The sequence below is a fragment of the Micrococcus sp. SL257 genome (genome assembly GCF_026625585.1).
Taxonomy (GTDB): Bacteria; Actinomycetota; Actinomycetes; order Actinomycetales; family Micrococcaceae; genus Micrococcus; species Micrococcus luteus.
Map to the genome: position 1 here is coordinate 130,108 of NZ_CP113053.1, position 14,384 is coordinate 144,491.

At 72.9% G+C, this 14,384-nt stretch carries 16 protein-coding genes; 11 read left to right on the top strand and 5 right to left on the bottom strand.

Translation table 11 applies throughout. The features are described from left to right. The first annotated feature begins 156 nt into the window (after positions 1–156). The 6 genes from OVA32_RS00560 to OVA32_RS00585 all read left to right on the top strand — a co-directional run bounded on the left by OVA32_RS00560 (position 157) and on the right by OVA32_RS00585 (position 5,499). On the top strand, positions 157–1,227 hold the full coding sequence (locus tag OVA32_RS00560; RefSeq protein WP_101967236.1) for a 3-methyladenine DNA glycosylase: 1,071 nt from the start codon (positions 157–159) through the stop codon (positions 1,225–1,227). A gap of 95 nt (positions 1,228–1,322) precedes the next feature. Beyond that, the gene (locus OVA32_RS00565; RefSeq protein WP_101967235.1) at positions 1,323–3,194 is read left to right on the top strand and encodes an alpha/beta fold hydrolase; all 1,872 of its coding nucleotides are present in this window, start codon (positions 1,323–1,325) and stop codon (positions 3,192–3,194) included. A 203-nt stretch (positions 3,195–3,397) separates the two neighbouring features. Further along, positions 3,398–4,390: a GNAT family N-acetyltransferase gene (locus tag OVA32_RS00570; protein WP_095353580.1), complete on the top strand. Its 993-nt coding sequence runs from the start codon at positions 3,398–3,400 to the stop codon at positions 4,388–4,390. 99 nt (positions 4,391–4,489) lie between these two features. Next, positions 4,490–5,050: a hypothetical protein gene (locus OVA32_RS00575; protein ID WP_267714687.1), complete on the top strand. Its 561-nt coding sequence runs from the start codon at positions 4,490–4,492 to the stop codon at positions 5,048–5,050. A 3-nt stretch (positions 5,051–5,053) separates the two neighbouring features. Further along, entirely contained in the window at positions 5,054–5,257 is a 204-nt protein-coding gene (locus OVA32_RS00580; protein WP_002856639.1) for a helix-turn-helix transcriptional regulator, read from the top strand. An 86-nt stretch (positions 5,258–5,343) separates the two neighbouring features. Continuing rightward, complete coding sequence (locus OVA32_RS00585) at positions 5,344–5,499, top strand: hypothetical protein (protein WP_179288533.1); 156 nt, start codon at positions 5,344–5,346, stop codon at positions 5,497–5,499. A 33-nt stretch (positions 5,500–5,532) separates the two neighbouring features. On the opposite strand, the gene OVA32_RS00590 is transcribed toward OVA32_RS00585, so the two are convergent. Then, positions 5,533–5,979, bottom strand: coding sequence for a YchJ family protein (locus OVA32_RS00590; protein WP_041103641.1), 447 nt, complete (start codon positions 5,977–5,979; stop codon positions 5,533–5,535). Next, positions 5,976–6,140: a hypothetical protein gene (locus OVA32_RS00595; RefSeq protein ID WP_155395521.1), complete on the bottom strand. Its 165-nt coding sequence runs from the start codon at positions 6,138–6,140 to the stop codon at positions 5,976–5,978. The genes OVA32_RS00590 and OVA32_RS00595 overlap by 4 nt, the downstream gene beginning before the upstream one ends. Positions 6,141–6,315: 175 nt before the next feature. Between OVA32_RS00595 and purS the strand changes: the two genes are divergently transcribed. From purS to OVA32_RS00615, 4 genes are all read left to right on the top strand, one after another. Continuing rightward, positions 6,316–6,582: a phosphoribosylformylglycinamidine synthase subunit PurS gene (gene purS, locus OVA32_RS00600; protein WP_002856633.1), complete on the top strand. Its 267-nt coding sequence runs from the start codon at positions 6,316–6,318 to the stop codon at positions 6,580–6,582. Then, the gene (gene purQ, locus OVA32_RS00605) at positions 6,579–7,373 is read left to right on the top strand and encodes a phosphoribosylformylglycinamidine synthase subunit PurQ (protein ID WP_020621441.1); all 795 of its coding nucleotides are present in this window, start codon (positions 6,579–6,581) and stop codon (positions 7,371–7,373) included. Before purS ends, purQ begins: the two co-directional genes overlap by 4 nt. After that, positions 7,370–9,676, top strand: a complete 2,307-nt coding sequence (gene purL / locus OVA32_RS00610; RefSeq protein ID WP_020621440.1) for a phosphoribosylformylglycinamidine synthase subunit PurL — start codon at positions 7,370–7,372, stop codon at positions 9,674–9,676. The genes purQ and purL overlap by 4 nt, the downstream gene beginning before the upstream one ends. A 237-nt stretch (positions 9,677–9,913) precedes the next feature. After that, positions 9,914–10,294: a YtxH domain-containing protein gene (locus tag OVA32_RS00615; RefSeq protein ID WP_041105404.1), complete on the top strand. Its 381-nt coding sequence runs from the start codon at positions 9,914–9,916 to the stop codon at positions 10,292–10,294. Between the two features lie 63 nt (positions 10,295–10,357). On the opposite strand, the gene OVA32_RS00620 is transcribed toward OVA32_RS00615, so the two are convergent. The 3 genes from OVA32_RS00620 to OVA32_RS00630 are packed head-to-tail and all read right to left on the bottom strand — an operon-like array spanning position 10,358 to position 13,291. Continuing rightward, on the bottom strand, positions 10,358–11,104 hold the full coding sequence (locus OVA32_RS00620) for a hypothetical protein (protein WP_020621438.1): 747 nt from the start codon (positions 11,102–11,104) through the stop codon (positions 10,358–10,360). Beyond that, positions 11,101–11,811: a Tat (twin-arginine translocation) pathway signal sequence gene (locus OVA32_RS00625; protein ID WP_205805017.1), complete on the bottom strand. Its 711-nt coding sequence runs from the start codon at positions 11,809–11,811 to the stop codon at positions 11,101–11,103. The genes OVA32_RS00620 and OVA32_RS00625 overlap by 4 nt, the downstream gene beginning before the upstream one ends. A gap of 58 nt (positions 11,812–11,869) precedes the next feature. After that, positions 11,870–13,291 carry an LLM class flavin-dependent oxidoreductase gene (locus OVA32_RS00630; protein WP_041104460.1) on the bottom strand — a complete coding sequence of 474 codons (1,422 nt, stop codon included), beginning with the start codon at positions 13,289–13,291 and terminating at the stop codon, positions 11,870–11,872. A 271-nt stretch (positions 13,292–13,562) separates the two neighbouring features. On the opposite strand from OVA32_RS00630, the gene OVA32_RS00635 reads away from it, so the two are divergent. Then, the gene (locus OVA32_RS00635; RefSeq protein WP_230594499.1) at positions 13,563–14,384 is read left to right on the top strand and encodes an ABC transporter permease; all 822 of its coding nucleotides are present in this window, start codon (positions 13,563–13,565) and stop codon (positions 14,382–14,384) included.

The window sequence follows — 14,384 nt, forward strand, 5'->3', positions numbered from 1 at the left end:
CATGTGCAATCTACCGTCCGGTAGGGCGTTTGACCAGATCTTTGCCAGGCAACGTCCAGGACCGTCGAATTGGGGCCGCCGGAGTGCGCTCCCCGCGTCGGCATCACGTGGGCCCGCTCGCTCATGAGGGGCGCCACGGGGGAGGATGGTGGGGTCATGCCCGAGCCACGCACCGCCCCCGCGCCCCCGCCGACCGCCGTCGTCACCCTGCCCGCCGACGTGTGGCGGGCCCACGCGCGGGCACACCGCGAGCGCATCGCCCGACGCACGGACCCGCTGGTGGCCCTGCGGATGCGCGGCCAGAAGCACCCGGTGCAGGACTTCCTCTTCGGCTACTACACGCACTCCCCCGCCGCGCTGCAGCGCTGGCACCCCGGGCCGGGGGTCCTCCTCGCGGACGACGACGGCGCCGCGGCCCGCGCTGAGGCGGCCGAGCTGGGCGCGACCCCACGGGGCGAGTGGAAGCACTACCGGCGCGTCGAGGCCGGCGAGGTGGCGGGCGCCGTCGTCGACGGCCGCGCGGTGGGCGGCTGGCTGGTGGACGTGGCGGCGGTGCTGGCCGACCGCGCGTCGGGGGTGGCGTTCACGCGGGACCTGCTCGCGCGCACGGCGGAGAGGGCGCCGCGCCTGGGCTGCTTCGGGCTGCACGAGTGGGCGATGGCGTACCGCTCGGACGTGCACGGGGTGCGGCACTCCCAGCTGCCGCTGCGGCTCGGGGCCGAGGGGACGGACGCGGTGGTGGAGGGCTCGCGGATCCGGTGCACGCACTTCGACGCGTTCCGGTTCTTTGCGCCCGAGGCCCGCGACCGCAACGAGGGCGACGACGGCGTCCTGCCCACGCGCGCCGGGATGCGGGAGATGGAGCAGCCCGGCTGCCTGCACGCGGGGATGGACCTGTACAAGTGGGCGTACAAGCTGGTGCCGGTGGTCGACTCGGACCTGCTCGCGGACTGCTTCGACCTCGCGTGGGACATCCGCCGGCTGGACATGGAGGCCTCGCCGTACGACCTGACCGGGGTGGACGACCTCTCCGACGGGCGCGGCGGCTACGCGGCCGTGCGGATCGAGGAGCCGGCCGGGCGTGCCGAGTACGCGCGGCGACAGCGCGAGTTCGCCGAGCGGGGGCAGTCGCTGCGGGCGCGGCTGTTGGCAGTGTTGGACGCGGCCGTGGGGGCGGCCCCCGGGACCCGGCCGGAGGCCGAGTGGACTTCCAGCGCGCGTCCATGATTACGATGGCTTCCACACAGGCTATGAGGCGCATCACTCGCGTCATCCGGTGACCGCCCCGGCCCGCTCCGCACCGAACGACTCGAGGACCTGACGTGACCAGAACCGTTCCAGCTCGCCGCCGCACCACGCTCGCCGCCGCCGTCGCGGCCGTCTCACTCGCCATCACGGCCGCCGCCCCCGCGCTCTCCGCACCCGGCAACAGCAACGGCAACGGCAAGGGGTCCGCATCGCAGGGCCAGGCCCGCTCCAACGACCTCTCCGCCACGCGCGGCAACAAGGTCAACGACGCCGCCGCGCTCGCGCCGCACCTCGTGGGCCAGACGCTGGACTGGGAGGCCTGCGACTTCGGCAGCGAGAGCCTCAACGCCCGGTTCAACGCGATCCCCGGCACCGCGTGCGCCGACGTCACGGTGCCCCGCGACTGGAAGAACCCCGAGGACGGCCACACCATCACCCTGCGCGTGGCCAAGACCGAGACCTCGAAGGGCAACCCGGAGCGCCAGGGCATCGCACTGGTGAACCCCGGCGGCCCGGGCGGCTCCGGCCTGCCCTGGGGGCCCGCCATGGCCGAGCGCGCCCCGGAGCTCGCCGAGCAGTACGACTTCATCGGCTTCGACCCCCGCGGCGTGGGCCAGTCCACCGCCCTGGAGTGCACCTACACGCCGAACCCCGAGCACGACGTGTGGCAGGACACGAAGGCCCAGGTCGACGCGTGCCTCGAGAACGAGCTCACCCCCTACATCACCACCGAGCAGACCGTGTACGACATGGACTTCATCCGCGCCGTCCTGGGCGAGGAGAAGACCTCCTACATCGGCTACTCGTACGGCACCTGGCTGGGCAGCTGGTACCAGCGCGTCTTCCCCCAGCACGCGCACCGGTTCCTGCTGGACTCCGCCGTCGACATCTCCCGCGACGGGCTCCAGACCACCTGGGACCTGCAGCCGCGCTCCCGCGACCGCCAGTTCCAGGACGCGATGCTCCCCTACGTGGCCCGGCACGACGAGATCTTCGGCCTCGGCGACGACCCGATGCAGATCCGGCAGCGCTGGGAGGACGCCGGCGGCACCCGCACGCAGCTCGGCATGATCGTCGCCGGCTCGTTCCTGCTGCCGGCCATGTACGACACGTCCCAGTACCTCGACGCCGGGTCCGTCATCGCCGCCTACATCCGCATCATGGAGTCCGAGGCCGCGGCCACGGACCCCGCGGGGCAGCGCACCCAGATCGAGCGCATCCTGGCCGAGGCCCGTGCGTCGCTGCCGGCCGAGGAGCGCGACTCCTTCGACCGCTTCGCCGCCCGCGGCCTGGAGACCGTGGGCGAGCGCGAGCAGCTCGTCGCCGCCACCCAGGCCGGAGACGCCGTCACCTTCGAGGGCGCGTTCTCGGCGATCCGCTGCCAGGACGGCCAGTGGAACACCTCGCAGGGATACTGGACCTCGTGGGTGGACGACCTCGGCCGCAAGGCCCCGTGGATCGGTGTGCTGATGGGCCCGTCAGAGTGCATGTACTGGCCCGCCCAGACCTCCATGCCCGCCCAGCCCGGTGGCAAGGGCGCCCCGAACACCGTGATCGTGCAGTCCGAGCTGGACGCGGCGACCCCGTACGAGGGCGGCCACCGCGCCGCCGGCGTGCTGCGCAACACGTCCCTCATCTCCGTGGACAACGAGGGCACCCACGGCCTGTTCCCGTACGGCACCGAGTGCGTGGACACGCCCATCCGTGACTACTTCCTGACCGGCGCCCAGCCGGCCGAGAAGTCGCTGTGCGACGCCGTCCCGCTCCCGCTCGAGACCCAGCCGGTCCAGGTGGCCGGGACCCCGACCCACAAGGGCGACATCAAGATCTCGATGCGCACCGACGCCGTGCGCGAGGCCAATCGCATCACCCACGACGCGATCGAGCGTCAGCTGATCGACTCCCGCGCGGTGACCCCGGACATCGAGGCCTTCCTGGAGGACTGACGGCCCGGGCACCCCGGCACCCGGCTCGCCCCCGACGGCCCGGCGACTCCCCCGCGGAGACGCCGGGCCGTCGTCGCGCCCGGGGCGGCCCTGCAACGCTGGCTGGGTTGTCGCGGGTGCCGCCGCCCCACACCCCCGATAACTCAACCCGCGATGGGCAGCCGGAGGGGTGGCGTCGACGCCGAGGCCGATAGCCTCGCGCCATGATCCTGCACATCACCCTCCCGGAGGACTGGGCCGCCGCGCGGCGCACCGGCCGCTACACGGCGTCGACGCGCGGCGCCTCGATCGACGACGTCGGCTTCCTCCACGCCTCCGACGACGCCGCCCAGGTGGGAGTCGTCGGCGCGGCGATCTACCCGGACCGGCCGGACGCGTTCGTCGTCGGCCTGGACGAGGACGAACTGGCGGGGGCCGGCCTGTGGGTGCGGCGCGAGCCGGGAGACCCCTCCGATCCCCACTCGGCCGAGTTCCCGCACGTCTATCCGGGCGAGGCCGCCTCCGGGCACATCCCGTGGTCGATGCTCACCCCCGTGACCGACCCACGGGCGGAAGCCCGCGTGCACCGCGAAGACTCGGCCGAGGCCGCTGCGCTGCTCGACGCCGGGTGGAGCGTGCGCTCCCGCTCCTGGGGCGCGCGCCTCCACCTCGACGACGACGCCGACCTGGCGCCCTACCGTGGCCACGTCGCGGCGACCGAAGCGCGGGGAATCGAGGTCCGGAGACTGACCGCCGTCGACCTGCCTGCCCTGCGCGCCCTCGACGAGGAAGCGGCTCCCCGATTCTCGCACACCGACGGCTCCCGTCACGAGCCGCTGCCGGACGACCTCGAGGCCCGACTGTCCACCCCAGAGGGGCTCGCCGTGGGGGCCTTCGAGGGAGGCGTGCTCATCGGATTCACCCTGACGTTCCGCTCCCCTGACCGGTGGGAGGTCGACCGCACCGCGGTCGCGTCTGAGCACGAGAACCGGGGCGTGGCGAAGGCCGTCAAGGCGGCGACTGTCCTGGCGACCCATGCCCGCGGTGGGCGCGAGTGGGGCACCGGCGGTGCCGAAGTCAACGCGGCGTCCCTGCGGATGAACGCAGCCCTCGGGTTCCGTCTCGAACCTGCCTGGCTCGGGCTGACCCCGCCCATGACGTGGGAGGTGTTCGCACGGGCCCCGGCGTCAAGCTACCTTGACGACAAGGTCACTTGACTGTCAAGCTTGCTTCACAACGTCCGGTCGGACGGCCCCCACAGAGCCTCCGAGGCGGGCCGGGCCACCGGCCCAGGGCATCGACCACAGGAGGGCCTCATGACCGCGAACCACTCCCGCCACACCGCCGCCGCGGACGGCCAGGGCGCCGCGGCGGAGCACGCCGGCACCGCCACCACCGATCCGCGCCGGGACACCCGCTCCCGCTGTGGCCGCTCCGCCCGTCTGGGCGGCGGGTCCGGGCGACTGATCCTCGTCAGCCTCGTGGCCGGCGTCGTCATCGCCCTGCTGATCGGGGCCGCGTCCTACGGTCTGGCCTCGAGCCAGGGCGACGCCGGTCCCCGCTTCCCGGCGGTCACGGGCGCGGTCATGGCGGCGTCGGCGCTCCCGGTCGGCGCAGCCCTCGCCTGGCTGTTCCTCGTGGACCGCACCACCCTGCGCGGCGCCGTCCGGGACACCGAGGAGACCATCGAAGGCCGGTGGCTCGAGAAGGCGCAGTCCGGCGCGTTCGGCGACCTGCTCGTGGTGCTGGGCCTGGGCACGTTCGTCGTCGCCCTGGCGGGGTGGCAGCCCAGCCTCCCCCTCGTGGGCGCCGGGCTGCTCCTCTTCGCGGGCGCCTCGGTGGCCGTCCGCTACGCGCTCCAGAAGCGCCGGGGCTGAGCCGTGGAGAACACCATCCCCGACGAGCGTGCCCGCCTCGGCTGGTCGCAGCAGCGGCTCGCCGACGAGCTCGGCGTCTCCCGGCAGACCGTCATCTCCCTCGAGAAGGGCCGCTACGACCCCTCGCTCCCGCTCGCCTTCCGCCTCGCGGCCGTGTTCGGGCGGCGGATCGAGGACCTGTTCACCCCGGACGGCAACGCGGGTTGAGTTGTCGCGGGTCCAGGTGCCCAGCACCCGTGACAAGTCAACCCGCGTTGAGCCCGGGGCGGCGTGGGGCATGAGAGGCTGGGGCCATGGATCGAGAGCTGCGCACCCCTCCGGAGCTGGAGGGCGTGGACTGGCACGACGACGCCCCGCGTCGCCCCCGCCCGATCGTCACCCTGGTGGCGTGGATCGCCATCCTGGGCCTGGTCCTCGGCGTGGGCGCCGGGATCTTCTCCGCCTTCTGACGCGTCACCGCCGGCCGACGCGCCGCTCCGGCCTCAGCGCACGTCGCCGTCCACGTAGCGCCAGACCCCGTCCTCACGGCGGAACCGGCTGACCTCATGGAGTCGGAACCGCCCCTCGGCCCCCGCGCCGACGGCCACGAACTCCACGGTCCCGGCGTCCTGGAACGGCCCGCCGTCCCGCACGTCCAGCACCGCCAGGCGGGTGAACCGCGGCGCCTGTTCCCCCGCAGCCGGCAGCAGCTCGGCTGCGGTGGGCCGGTGCTCGGGAGCCCAGGTCGCGGCGAGGTAGTCGGCCATCGCCCGCGCCTCTGCCGGCCCGGCCTCGCCCAGCCGCGCGAACGCCGTGTACCGGGAGCGCATGAGCGCCTCGGCGGTGGGCGCGGTCAGGGCGCCGTCCCGGGCGAAACGCGCGTGCAGGCGACCGCAGCACGCCGCGAGCCCGGCTCCGGACCCGCAGGGGCAGGGCTCGGGGCGGGTCACCGGCGCGGGCGTCCGGTCGCGCGACGCCGGGCGGACCGGGCCTTGATGCGGCGCACTCCCGTCAGCACGACGCCGGCCGCCGCGGCGAGCAGCGCGGGGCCGAGCGGGCTGATCGGCCGGCGTCGGCCGAGCGGGGACACACGGGTCTGCTGAGGTCTCATGCCGCCAGGCTACGCCGGGCCGGCTGCCGCGTGCCGCCCCCATCACACCCACGATTCCGCGTCCGGGCGGCCGAGTAGACTGGACGGGCAAGCACGCGGAGCGCCCCGGGCCGGGCGTGAGACGGCATCACACCCTCCTGCTCCGCGGCATCGTCCCGCACCCAGGAGCGTGTTCATGCCCATCATCGTCGTCGACGTCATGCCCAAGCCCGAGATCCTCGATCCGCAGGGCAAGGCGATCAACGGGGCCCTGCCCCGCCTCGGCTTCACCGAGTTCAGCCAGGTCCGCCAGGGCAAGCGCTTCGAGCTCACCGTGGAGGGCGAGGTCACCGACGAGATCCTCGCCCAGGCGCGCACGGCCGCCGAGGAGATGCTGTCCAACCCCGTCATCGAGGACGTCGTGAACGTGGCCGTCCTGGACGAGGCCGAGGGCGCCCGATGACCGAGCTCCCCCTCATCGGCGACTACTCGACGCCGACGACGCCGCTCAGCGGCGCGCGCATCGGCGTCATCACCTTCCCCGGCACCCTGGACGACGTGGACGCGCTGCGCGCCGTCCGCCTCGCCGGCGCCGAGCCCGTCTCCCTGTGGCACGCCGACGCGGACCCGCAGCGGACGCTCGCCGGCGTGGACGCCGTCGTGATCCCGGGCGGCTTCTCCTACGGCGACTACCTGCGCGCCGGCGCGATCGCGCGCTTCGCCCCCATGATGGACGCGGTGGCGACGGCGGCCGGCGGCCCCGAGGGCGACGCGGACGGCCTGCCGGTGCTCGGCATCTGCAACGGCTTCCAGATCCTCACCGAGTCGCATCTGCTGCCGGGTTCGATGGTCAAGAACGACCACCTGCACTTCATCTGCCGCGACCAGGAGCTGGTCGTGGAGAGCACGGACACCGTGTGGACCCGCGACTTCGAGCAGGGCCAGACCATCACCGTGCCCCTGAAGAACCAGGACGGCCAGTACGTGGCGGACGAGACGACCCTCGACGCCCTCGAGGCCGAGGGCCGCGTGGTGTTCCGCTATCAGGGCTGGAACCCGAACGGCTCGCGCCGGGACATCGCGGGCATCGCGAACCCGGCCGGCAACGTCGTCGGTCTGATGCCGCACCCGGAGCACGCCGTGGAGCCGGGCTTCGGCCCGGACACCGCCGCCGGCCCCCGCTCCGGCGTGGACGGCCTCGGCTTCTTCACCTCCGTCCTGACCACCCTCGCCAGCCGTGGAGGCCATGCATGAGCCAGCAGTTCAACATCGAGACGGTCGCGGACGCCCAGGCGACGCCGGACGTCGAGCAGCCCTGGGCCGAGCTGGGCCTGAAGGAGAACGAGTACGCCGAGATCAAGAAGATCCTCGGCCGCCGACCCACCGCCGCCGAGCTGGCCATGTACTCGGTCATGTGGTCCGAGCACTGCTCGTACAAGTCCTCGAAGGTGCACCTGCGCCAGTTCGGCGAGAAGCTCACCGACGAGATGAAGCAGCACATGATGGTGGGCATCGGCGAGAACGCCGGCGTGACCGACCTCGGTGACGGCTGGGCCGTGACGTTCAAGGTCGAGTCCCACAACTCGCCCTCCTACGTGGAGCCCTATCAGGGCGCGGCCACGGGCATCGGCGGCATCGTGCGCGACATCATCTCCATGGGCGCCCGCCCGGTGGCCGTGATGGACCCGCTGCGCTTCGGCGCGATCGACCACCCGGACACCGCCCGCGTGTTCCACGGCGTGGTGGCCGGCATCGGCGGCTACGGCAACTCCCTGGGCCTGCCGAACATCGGCGGCGAGACCCGCTTCGACCCGATCTACCAGGGCAACCCGCTCGTCAACGCCCTCGCCGTGGGCGTGCTCAAGCACGAGGACCTGCGTCTGGCCAACGCCTCCGGCGTGGGCAACAAGGTGGTTCTGTTCGGCGCCCGCACCGGCGGTGACGGAATCGGCGGCGCCTCCGTGCTGGCCTCCGAGTCCTTCGACGGCGACGGCAAGCCCGCCAAGCGCCCCTCGGTGCAGGTCGGGGACCCCTTCTCCGAGAAGGTGCTCATCGAGTGCTGCCTCGAGCTGTTCCGCGACTCCCTCGTCGAAGGCATCCAGGACCTCGGCGCCGCCGGCATCTCCTGCGCCACCTCCGAGCTCGCCTCCAACGGCGAGGGCGGCATGCGCGTGGAGCTGACCGACGTGCTGCTGCGCGACTCCACGCTGACCCCGGGCGAGATCCTCATGTCCGAGTCGCAGGAGCGCATGATGGCCGTGGTGACGCCGGAGAACGTCGCCGCGTTCGAGGCCGTCATGGCCAAGTGGGACGTCGAGTACTCCTGGCTGGGCGAGGTCACCGGCGACGGCCGCCTGATCATCACCTGGGACGGCGAGGTCATCGTCGACGTGGACCCGCGCACCGTGGCCCACGACGGCCCGGTCTACGAGCGCCCGTACGCGCGTCCGGCCTGGCAGGACGAGCTCCAGGCGGACACGTTCCGCTCCTCCGAGGCCGGTCAGGACCTGCCCGCCACGGGCGAGGAGCTGCGCGCCGCCGTCGTGGAGCTGATGAGCTCCCCGAACCTGGCGGACACCTCTTGGATCACCCGCCAGTACGACCGCTACGTCCGCGGCAACACCGCCCTGGCGGCCCCGGACGACGCGGGTGTGGTGCGCGTGGACGAGGAGACCGGCATGGGCGTGGCCCTGGCCACGGACTGCAACGACCGGTTCACCTACCTGGACCCGTACACGGGCGCGCAGGCCTCCCTGGCCGAGGCGTACCGCAACGTCACCACCGCCGGGGCCGTGCCCCTGGCCGTCTCCGACTGCCTGAACTTCGGCTCCCCCGAGGACCCGGACGTGATGTGGCAGTTCGCGGAGGCCGTGCGCGGCCTGGCGGACGGCTGCCAGACCCTCGGCATCCCGGTGACTGGCGGCAACGTGTCCCTGTACAACCAGACGGGCAGCACCCCGATCCACCCCACCCCCACGGTGGCGGTGCTCGGCCAGCTCGACGACGTCCTGCGCCGCACCGCGTCCGGCTTCGCCCCGGACGCGGACGGTCAGGCGATCTACCTGCTGGGCGAGACCGGGGACGAGCTGGACGGCTCCGAGTTCGCGCGCCTGCGCGGCCACCTCGGCGGCCTGCCCCCGAAGGTCGACCTGAAGAAGGAGCGCCTGCTCGGCGAGCTGCTGGTCAACATGTCCCGGGACGGCATGATCGACGCCGCCCACGACGTCTCCGGCGGCGGCCTCGCGGCCACCCTGTCCGAGATGGTGCTGCGCTTCGGCGTGGGCGCCCGCGTGGTGCTGGACGAGGTGCTGCGCCGCGACGGCGTGGACCTGTTCACCGCACTGTTCTCCGAGACGCAGGCGCGCGCCGTCGTGGCCGTGCCCCGCACCGAGGAGGTCCGGTTCACCGACATGACCACGGCCCGCGGCTACGCGGCCGTGCGCATCGGCGTGGTGGACGCCGACTCCGCGGCCCTCGAGGTCCAGGACGCCTTCACCCTGCCGATCACGGAGCTGCGCGAGGCCTGGGAGGCCACCCTGCCGAAGCACTTCGGCTGACCCCGTGGCCCCACGGGCCCCGGCACGACGACGGCCGCTCACCCCCGGGGGTGAGCGGCCGTCGTCGTGGGACGGGACGGCGGGGACGAACGCCCCCCGACCCTCGCACGGCCGTGCGCCTCAACCGTTGACGCGGCGGGCTCCGGTGACCAGAGTGATCTCAGGACAGCGCGCCAGCGCGCCGCCCGGCCCGTCCAAGAGGGTCGACGCGGTCCCGACACACGAAGGAGACCACCCATGCGCCTCATCACCCTGGGCCTCGGCGCCGCACTCGGCTACCTGCTCGGCTCCGCCGAGGGCCGCAAGAACCTCGAGAAGATGACCCAGAACGCCCAGAAGCTCTGGAACGACCCCAATACCCAGGAGAAGGTCGGCCAGGTCCAGGAGACCGCCCAGCAGAAGTTCGCTGAGGTGAAGAAGTCCGATCCGGTGCAGAAGGCCACGACGAAGGTGGAGGATGCCATGCAGGGCAACGACAAGAAGAACGACGTCCGCGAAGATCGCGTGACCGAGTCCAACAACGACAACGTCACCTCGGCGGCCCGCCACGGTGCCGAGCCGGACACCGTCTCGGACCCGTCCACCCCGCTGGGTGACGAGGGTCCGCTGACGCGCTGACCCGCGCAGACACGGCGGCCCGCCTCCCCTCGGGGAGGCGGGCCGCCGTCGTCGTGGGCCGGGTCAGCCGTCCTGCTTCAGGACCTCGTCGGCCGGCGGGGCCTGCACCGGATCCACCTCGCCCATCTCGGAGAGGGTCACCACGGCCTTCGTGCCGGCGGACTCGGTCTCCACGGTGAGCAGGCGGCCGTCCTCCTTGGACACCGTGAACGCGGTCAGCGCCACGCCCTCCTGCGGGCCCGAGACGGGCTCGTCCAGCACGTAGCGGATCGCGTCCTGACCGCTGCGGCGGATGCCGTCCGCGTCCGCCTCGACGTCGTCCAGGCCGCCCGACTCCGGCAGGGAGCCCAGCAGCGAGCTCACCATCGCGCCCATGCCGGTGGCGCGGGGATCGCTCTCGTACGGGGTGGCGGTCCAGCGCTCCACATAGGCGGGGCGGTCCTCGCCGCTCGCGCCGGCGCGCTCCACCGTGAATCGGGAGTACGCGGTGCCGTCCACGATCCGGGACTCGTCCCGGGTGATCAGGCCGTCGTCCTGGTACACGGACACGTACCGCATGGACGAGCCGTCCACGGGACCGGAGATGTCCACCGAGTCCGGGACCGCGCGGCCGTTGGTCGGGGCCTCGGACCGCAGCTCGGTGACCATGCGGACGGAGTCGGCCTCCTCGAGCTGGGTGCGGGCGCGGTCCCAGGCGCCGGGGGCGTCGTCGCCCGAGGCGCAGCCGGTCAGCAGCAGGGCGGCCGCCCCGACGGCGGCGAGGGACAGGCCGCGGCGGGTGCGGCGGGTCTGGGTCTGGCGCTGCCTCACTCGGCCACCTCCTCCGGCGCCTCGGCCGGCTCGATCTGGTTCCAGTCGCTCAGGGCGTACTGCTGGGTGGCCCGGCCGTCGTCGACGGTGAGCGCGACCAGCTCGCCGTCGTCGTCCACCGTGAAGGAGTGCACCCGGGTGGCGTCGCCCTCGGCCATTGCGGCGTCGGCGACCTCCTCGGGCACGGCATAGCGGTAGGCCGTGCCGCCGTCCCAGTCGACCTCCTCGGCGCGCACCTGGGCGCCGTCGAGGGCGTCCGCCGCGGGGAGGCCCACCTGGTCGAGGAGGGACTTCAGGGGCGGCTCCTGCCCCTCGCCGGCCGAGACACGGCGCCACTGTGGGTCGGAGTACATCATCTGGACGTCGTCCGGGACGTCGGACCCGTCCACGTCGACCCGCACGAACACGTCCTCGCCGACCTGGCGCGACTCCATGGTGATGTGCGAGTCGCGGCCGACCTGCATGACGCCCTTCGACTCGGCGTCGCCGCCGTCGAGCCGGCCGGCGATGTCCCAGCGGACCGACTGCGGGCCCTGACGGCCGGTGGTGTAGGCGGTCTCGAGTCGGACGGTCTCGGCCTCGTCCAACTGGGTGCGGGCCTGATGCCAGGCCTCCCCCGCCGACTGCGGCTCGGATGCGCACCCGGCCAAGGCCAGGGCGCCCACGACGCCGAGCCCGGCCGCGCGGACGGCACGTCTGCGCTGCATGTTCTCCTCCTGGGGCTGCTGCCGGCCGAGGCAGGGCGCCGCGGCCACTGGCGTCACCCTACCGGCGGCGCAGGGCGAAGGATGCGCCGTGGTGGTTCTGCGGCAGGTGGTCGCCGCGGCCGAAGAGCTTGTGGCGCAGCGTGCCGTCCGTGTACGCGGTCTTGTAGCGGCCGAGCTTCTGCAGCTCCGGCACCACGAACTCCACGACGTCCTCGAAGGTGCCCGGGGTGATGTGGTAGGCGAGGTTGAAGCCGTCCACGTCGGTCTCGTCGGCCCACTCGACGAGCTGGCGGGCCGCGGACTCGCCGCCGCCCACGATCACGGGGCCGAAGCCGCCGATGCCCACCCACTCGGCGAGCTTGCGCACGGTCCACTCCTCGTCCGTTCCGGAGGCCTTCTGGAAGGTCTCCACGGTGGACTGGATGGCGTTCGACTTCACGTCCCCGATCGGCTCGTCCAGGTCGTACTGGGACAGGTCGATGCCCATCCAGCCGGACATGAGCACGAGGCCGCCCAGCGGGTCCACATACTGCGCCAGGTCGTTGTACTTGGCCCGCGCGTCCTCGTCGGTGGCCCCGGTGACGATCGTCTGCATCGCGAAGATCTTCACGTCGTACGGGTCACGGCCGGCGTCCACCAGGGACTGGCGGATCTTCTTCACGGTGGCGGCCGCCAGCTCCTTCGTGGGGGAGTTGATGAACACGGCCTCGGCGTGCTTGCCGGCGAAGGCGCGGCCGCGCGTCGAGGCGCCGGCCTGGTAGATCACGGGGGTGCGCTGCACGGACGGCTCGGTGACGGCGTGGCCGGGCACGGTGAAGTACCGGCCCTGGTGGGCGATGTCGTGGACCTTGGCCGGGTCCGCGAACACGCCGGACTCCTTGTCGTAGACGACGGCGTCGTCCTCCCACGAGCCCTCGAGGAGCTTGTAGACGACGTCGAGGTACTCGTCGGCGTGCTCGTAGCGCTCGTCGTGCTCCATCTGGTCGTCCTGGCCCATGTTCTGGGCGGCGGAGGGCAGGTAGCCGGTGACCACGTTCCAGCCCACGCGGCCGCCCGTGAGGTGGTCGAGCGTGGCGAGGCGGCGGGCGAACGGGTAGGGGTGCTCGTAGGCGGTGCCGGCGGTGACGCCGAAGCCGAGGTGCTCGGTGACCGCGGCCATCGCGGAGACGAGCAGGAACGGGTCGTTCACGGGGGTCTGCGCGCCGGTCTTGATGGCGGCCTCGGAGGTGCCGCCGTACACGGAGTACGGGCCGAGGACGTCGGCGATGAACAGGCCGTCGAACAGACCCTTCTCCAGCGTCTGCGCCAGGTGCGTCCAGTAGCCCAGGGTGTTGTAGTCGCGGGCGTGGTCGTCGGGGTGACGCCAGAGACCCGGGGACTGGTGGGCGACGCAGTTCATGTCGAATGCGTTGAAGAGGATCTCGCGGTGCTCGTCCGGGCGGGTGGGTGCTCCGGCCCCGGCGTTCTCGGCGGTGCTCATGGGTCTCCTTTCCAGGGCCGCCCGGTCGCAGGGGCGCGGCCGGGCGGGCGACGGTTCCGCACCATGCAACGCCGACGCGGCCGGCGGTGGAAGTCGGTCCGGCCCAGGGGTTCATGACGGCTCCGCCGGGCCCGGCCACGCGTCCGGCGCCCGGTTCGTGACATGCCCTGACCATGACGGAGGACACGTCCGTGGGTGGCGGCCCTGCGGCGACTCAGCGGCACCCCAGCGCTGAGCCAGAGGCGCACCAGCGCTGAGCCAGAGAAATCTGCTGCATCCACCCCGCGGAGACGACCGAAACGTCTGGCTCAGCGCTGGCCCAGCCCGGTCCCGGGTGCTGGACCGGCCCGGCGCCCGGGCGGTGGTGGGGCTGGCCGCGCCCGCTGTCCTCCTGATGCTGTGGTGGGCGGTGACGGCCGCCGGGCTGCTCTCCGCGGTGCAGCTGCCCTCCCCCGGCGCGGTGCTGAGCGCCGGCGTCAACCTGCTGGAGCGGGGCGACCTGTGGCTGCACGTGGGGATCTCCACCCAGCGCGTGCTGCTGGGCTTCCTGCTCGGCGCCGCACTCGGGCTGGCCGTGGGGTCCGCGCTCGGGCTGTCCCGGTGGGCGGACGCGCTGTTCGCCCCGCTGATCGGGGCGCTGCGCGCGGTGCCCTCGCTGGCCTGGGTGCCGCTGCTGATCCTGTGGATGCAGATCGGCGAGGAGTCCAAGGTCACCCTCATCGCGATCGGCGCGTTCTTCCCGGTGTTCACCACCGTCTACGCCGCCCTGCGCCATGTGGACCCGCACCTGGTGGAGGCCGGTCGGGCCTTCGGCTACCACGGGCTGTCCCTGCTGCGGACGGTGCAGCTGCCCGCCGTGGTGCCGGCCGTGTTCTCCGGCCTGCGGCTGGCCCTGGCCCAGGCCTGGCTGTTCCTGGTGGCCGCGGAGCTGATCGCCTCCTCGATGGGCCTGGGCTTCCTGCTCACCGACTCGCAGAACAACGGACGCACGGACCGCCTGATCCTGGCGATCATCCTGCTCGCCGTGCTCGGCAAGCTCACCGACTGGCTGCTCGGCCTGCTGGAGCGCCGGGCCCTGCGCCGCTGGGCCTGA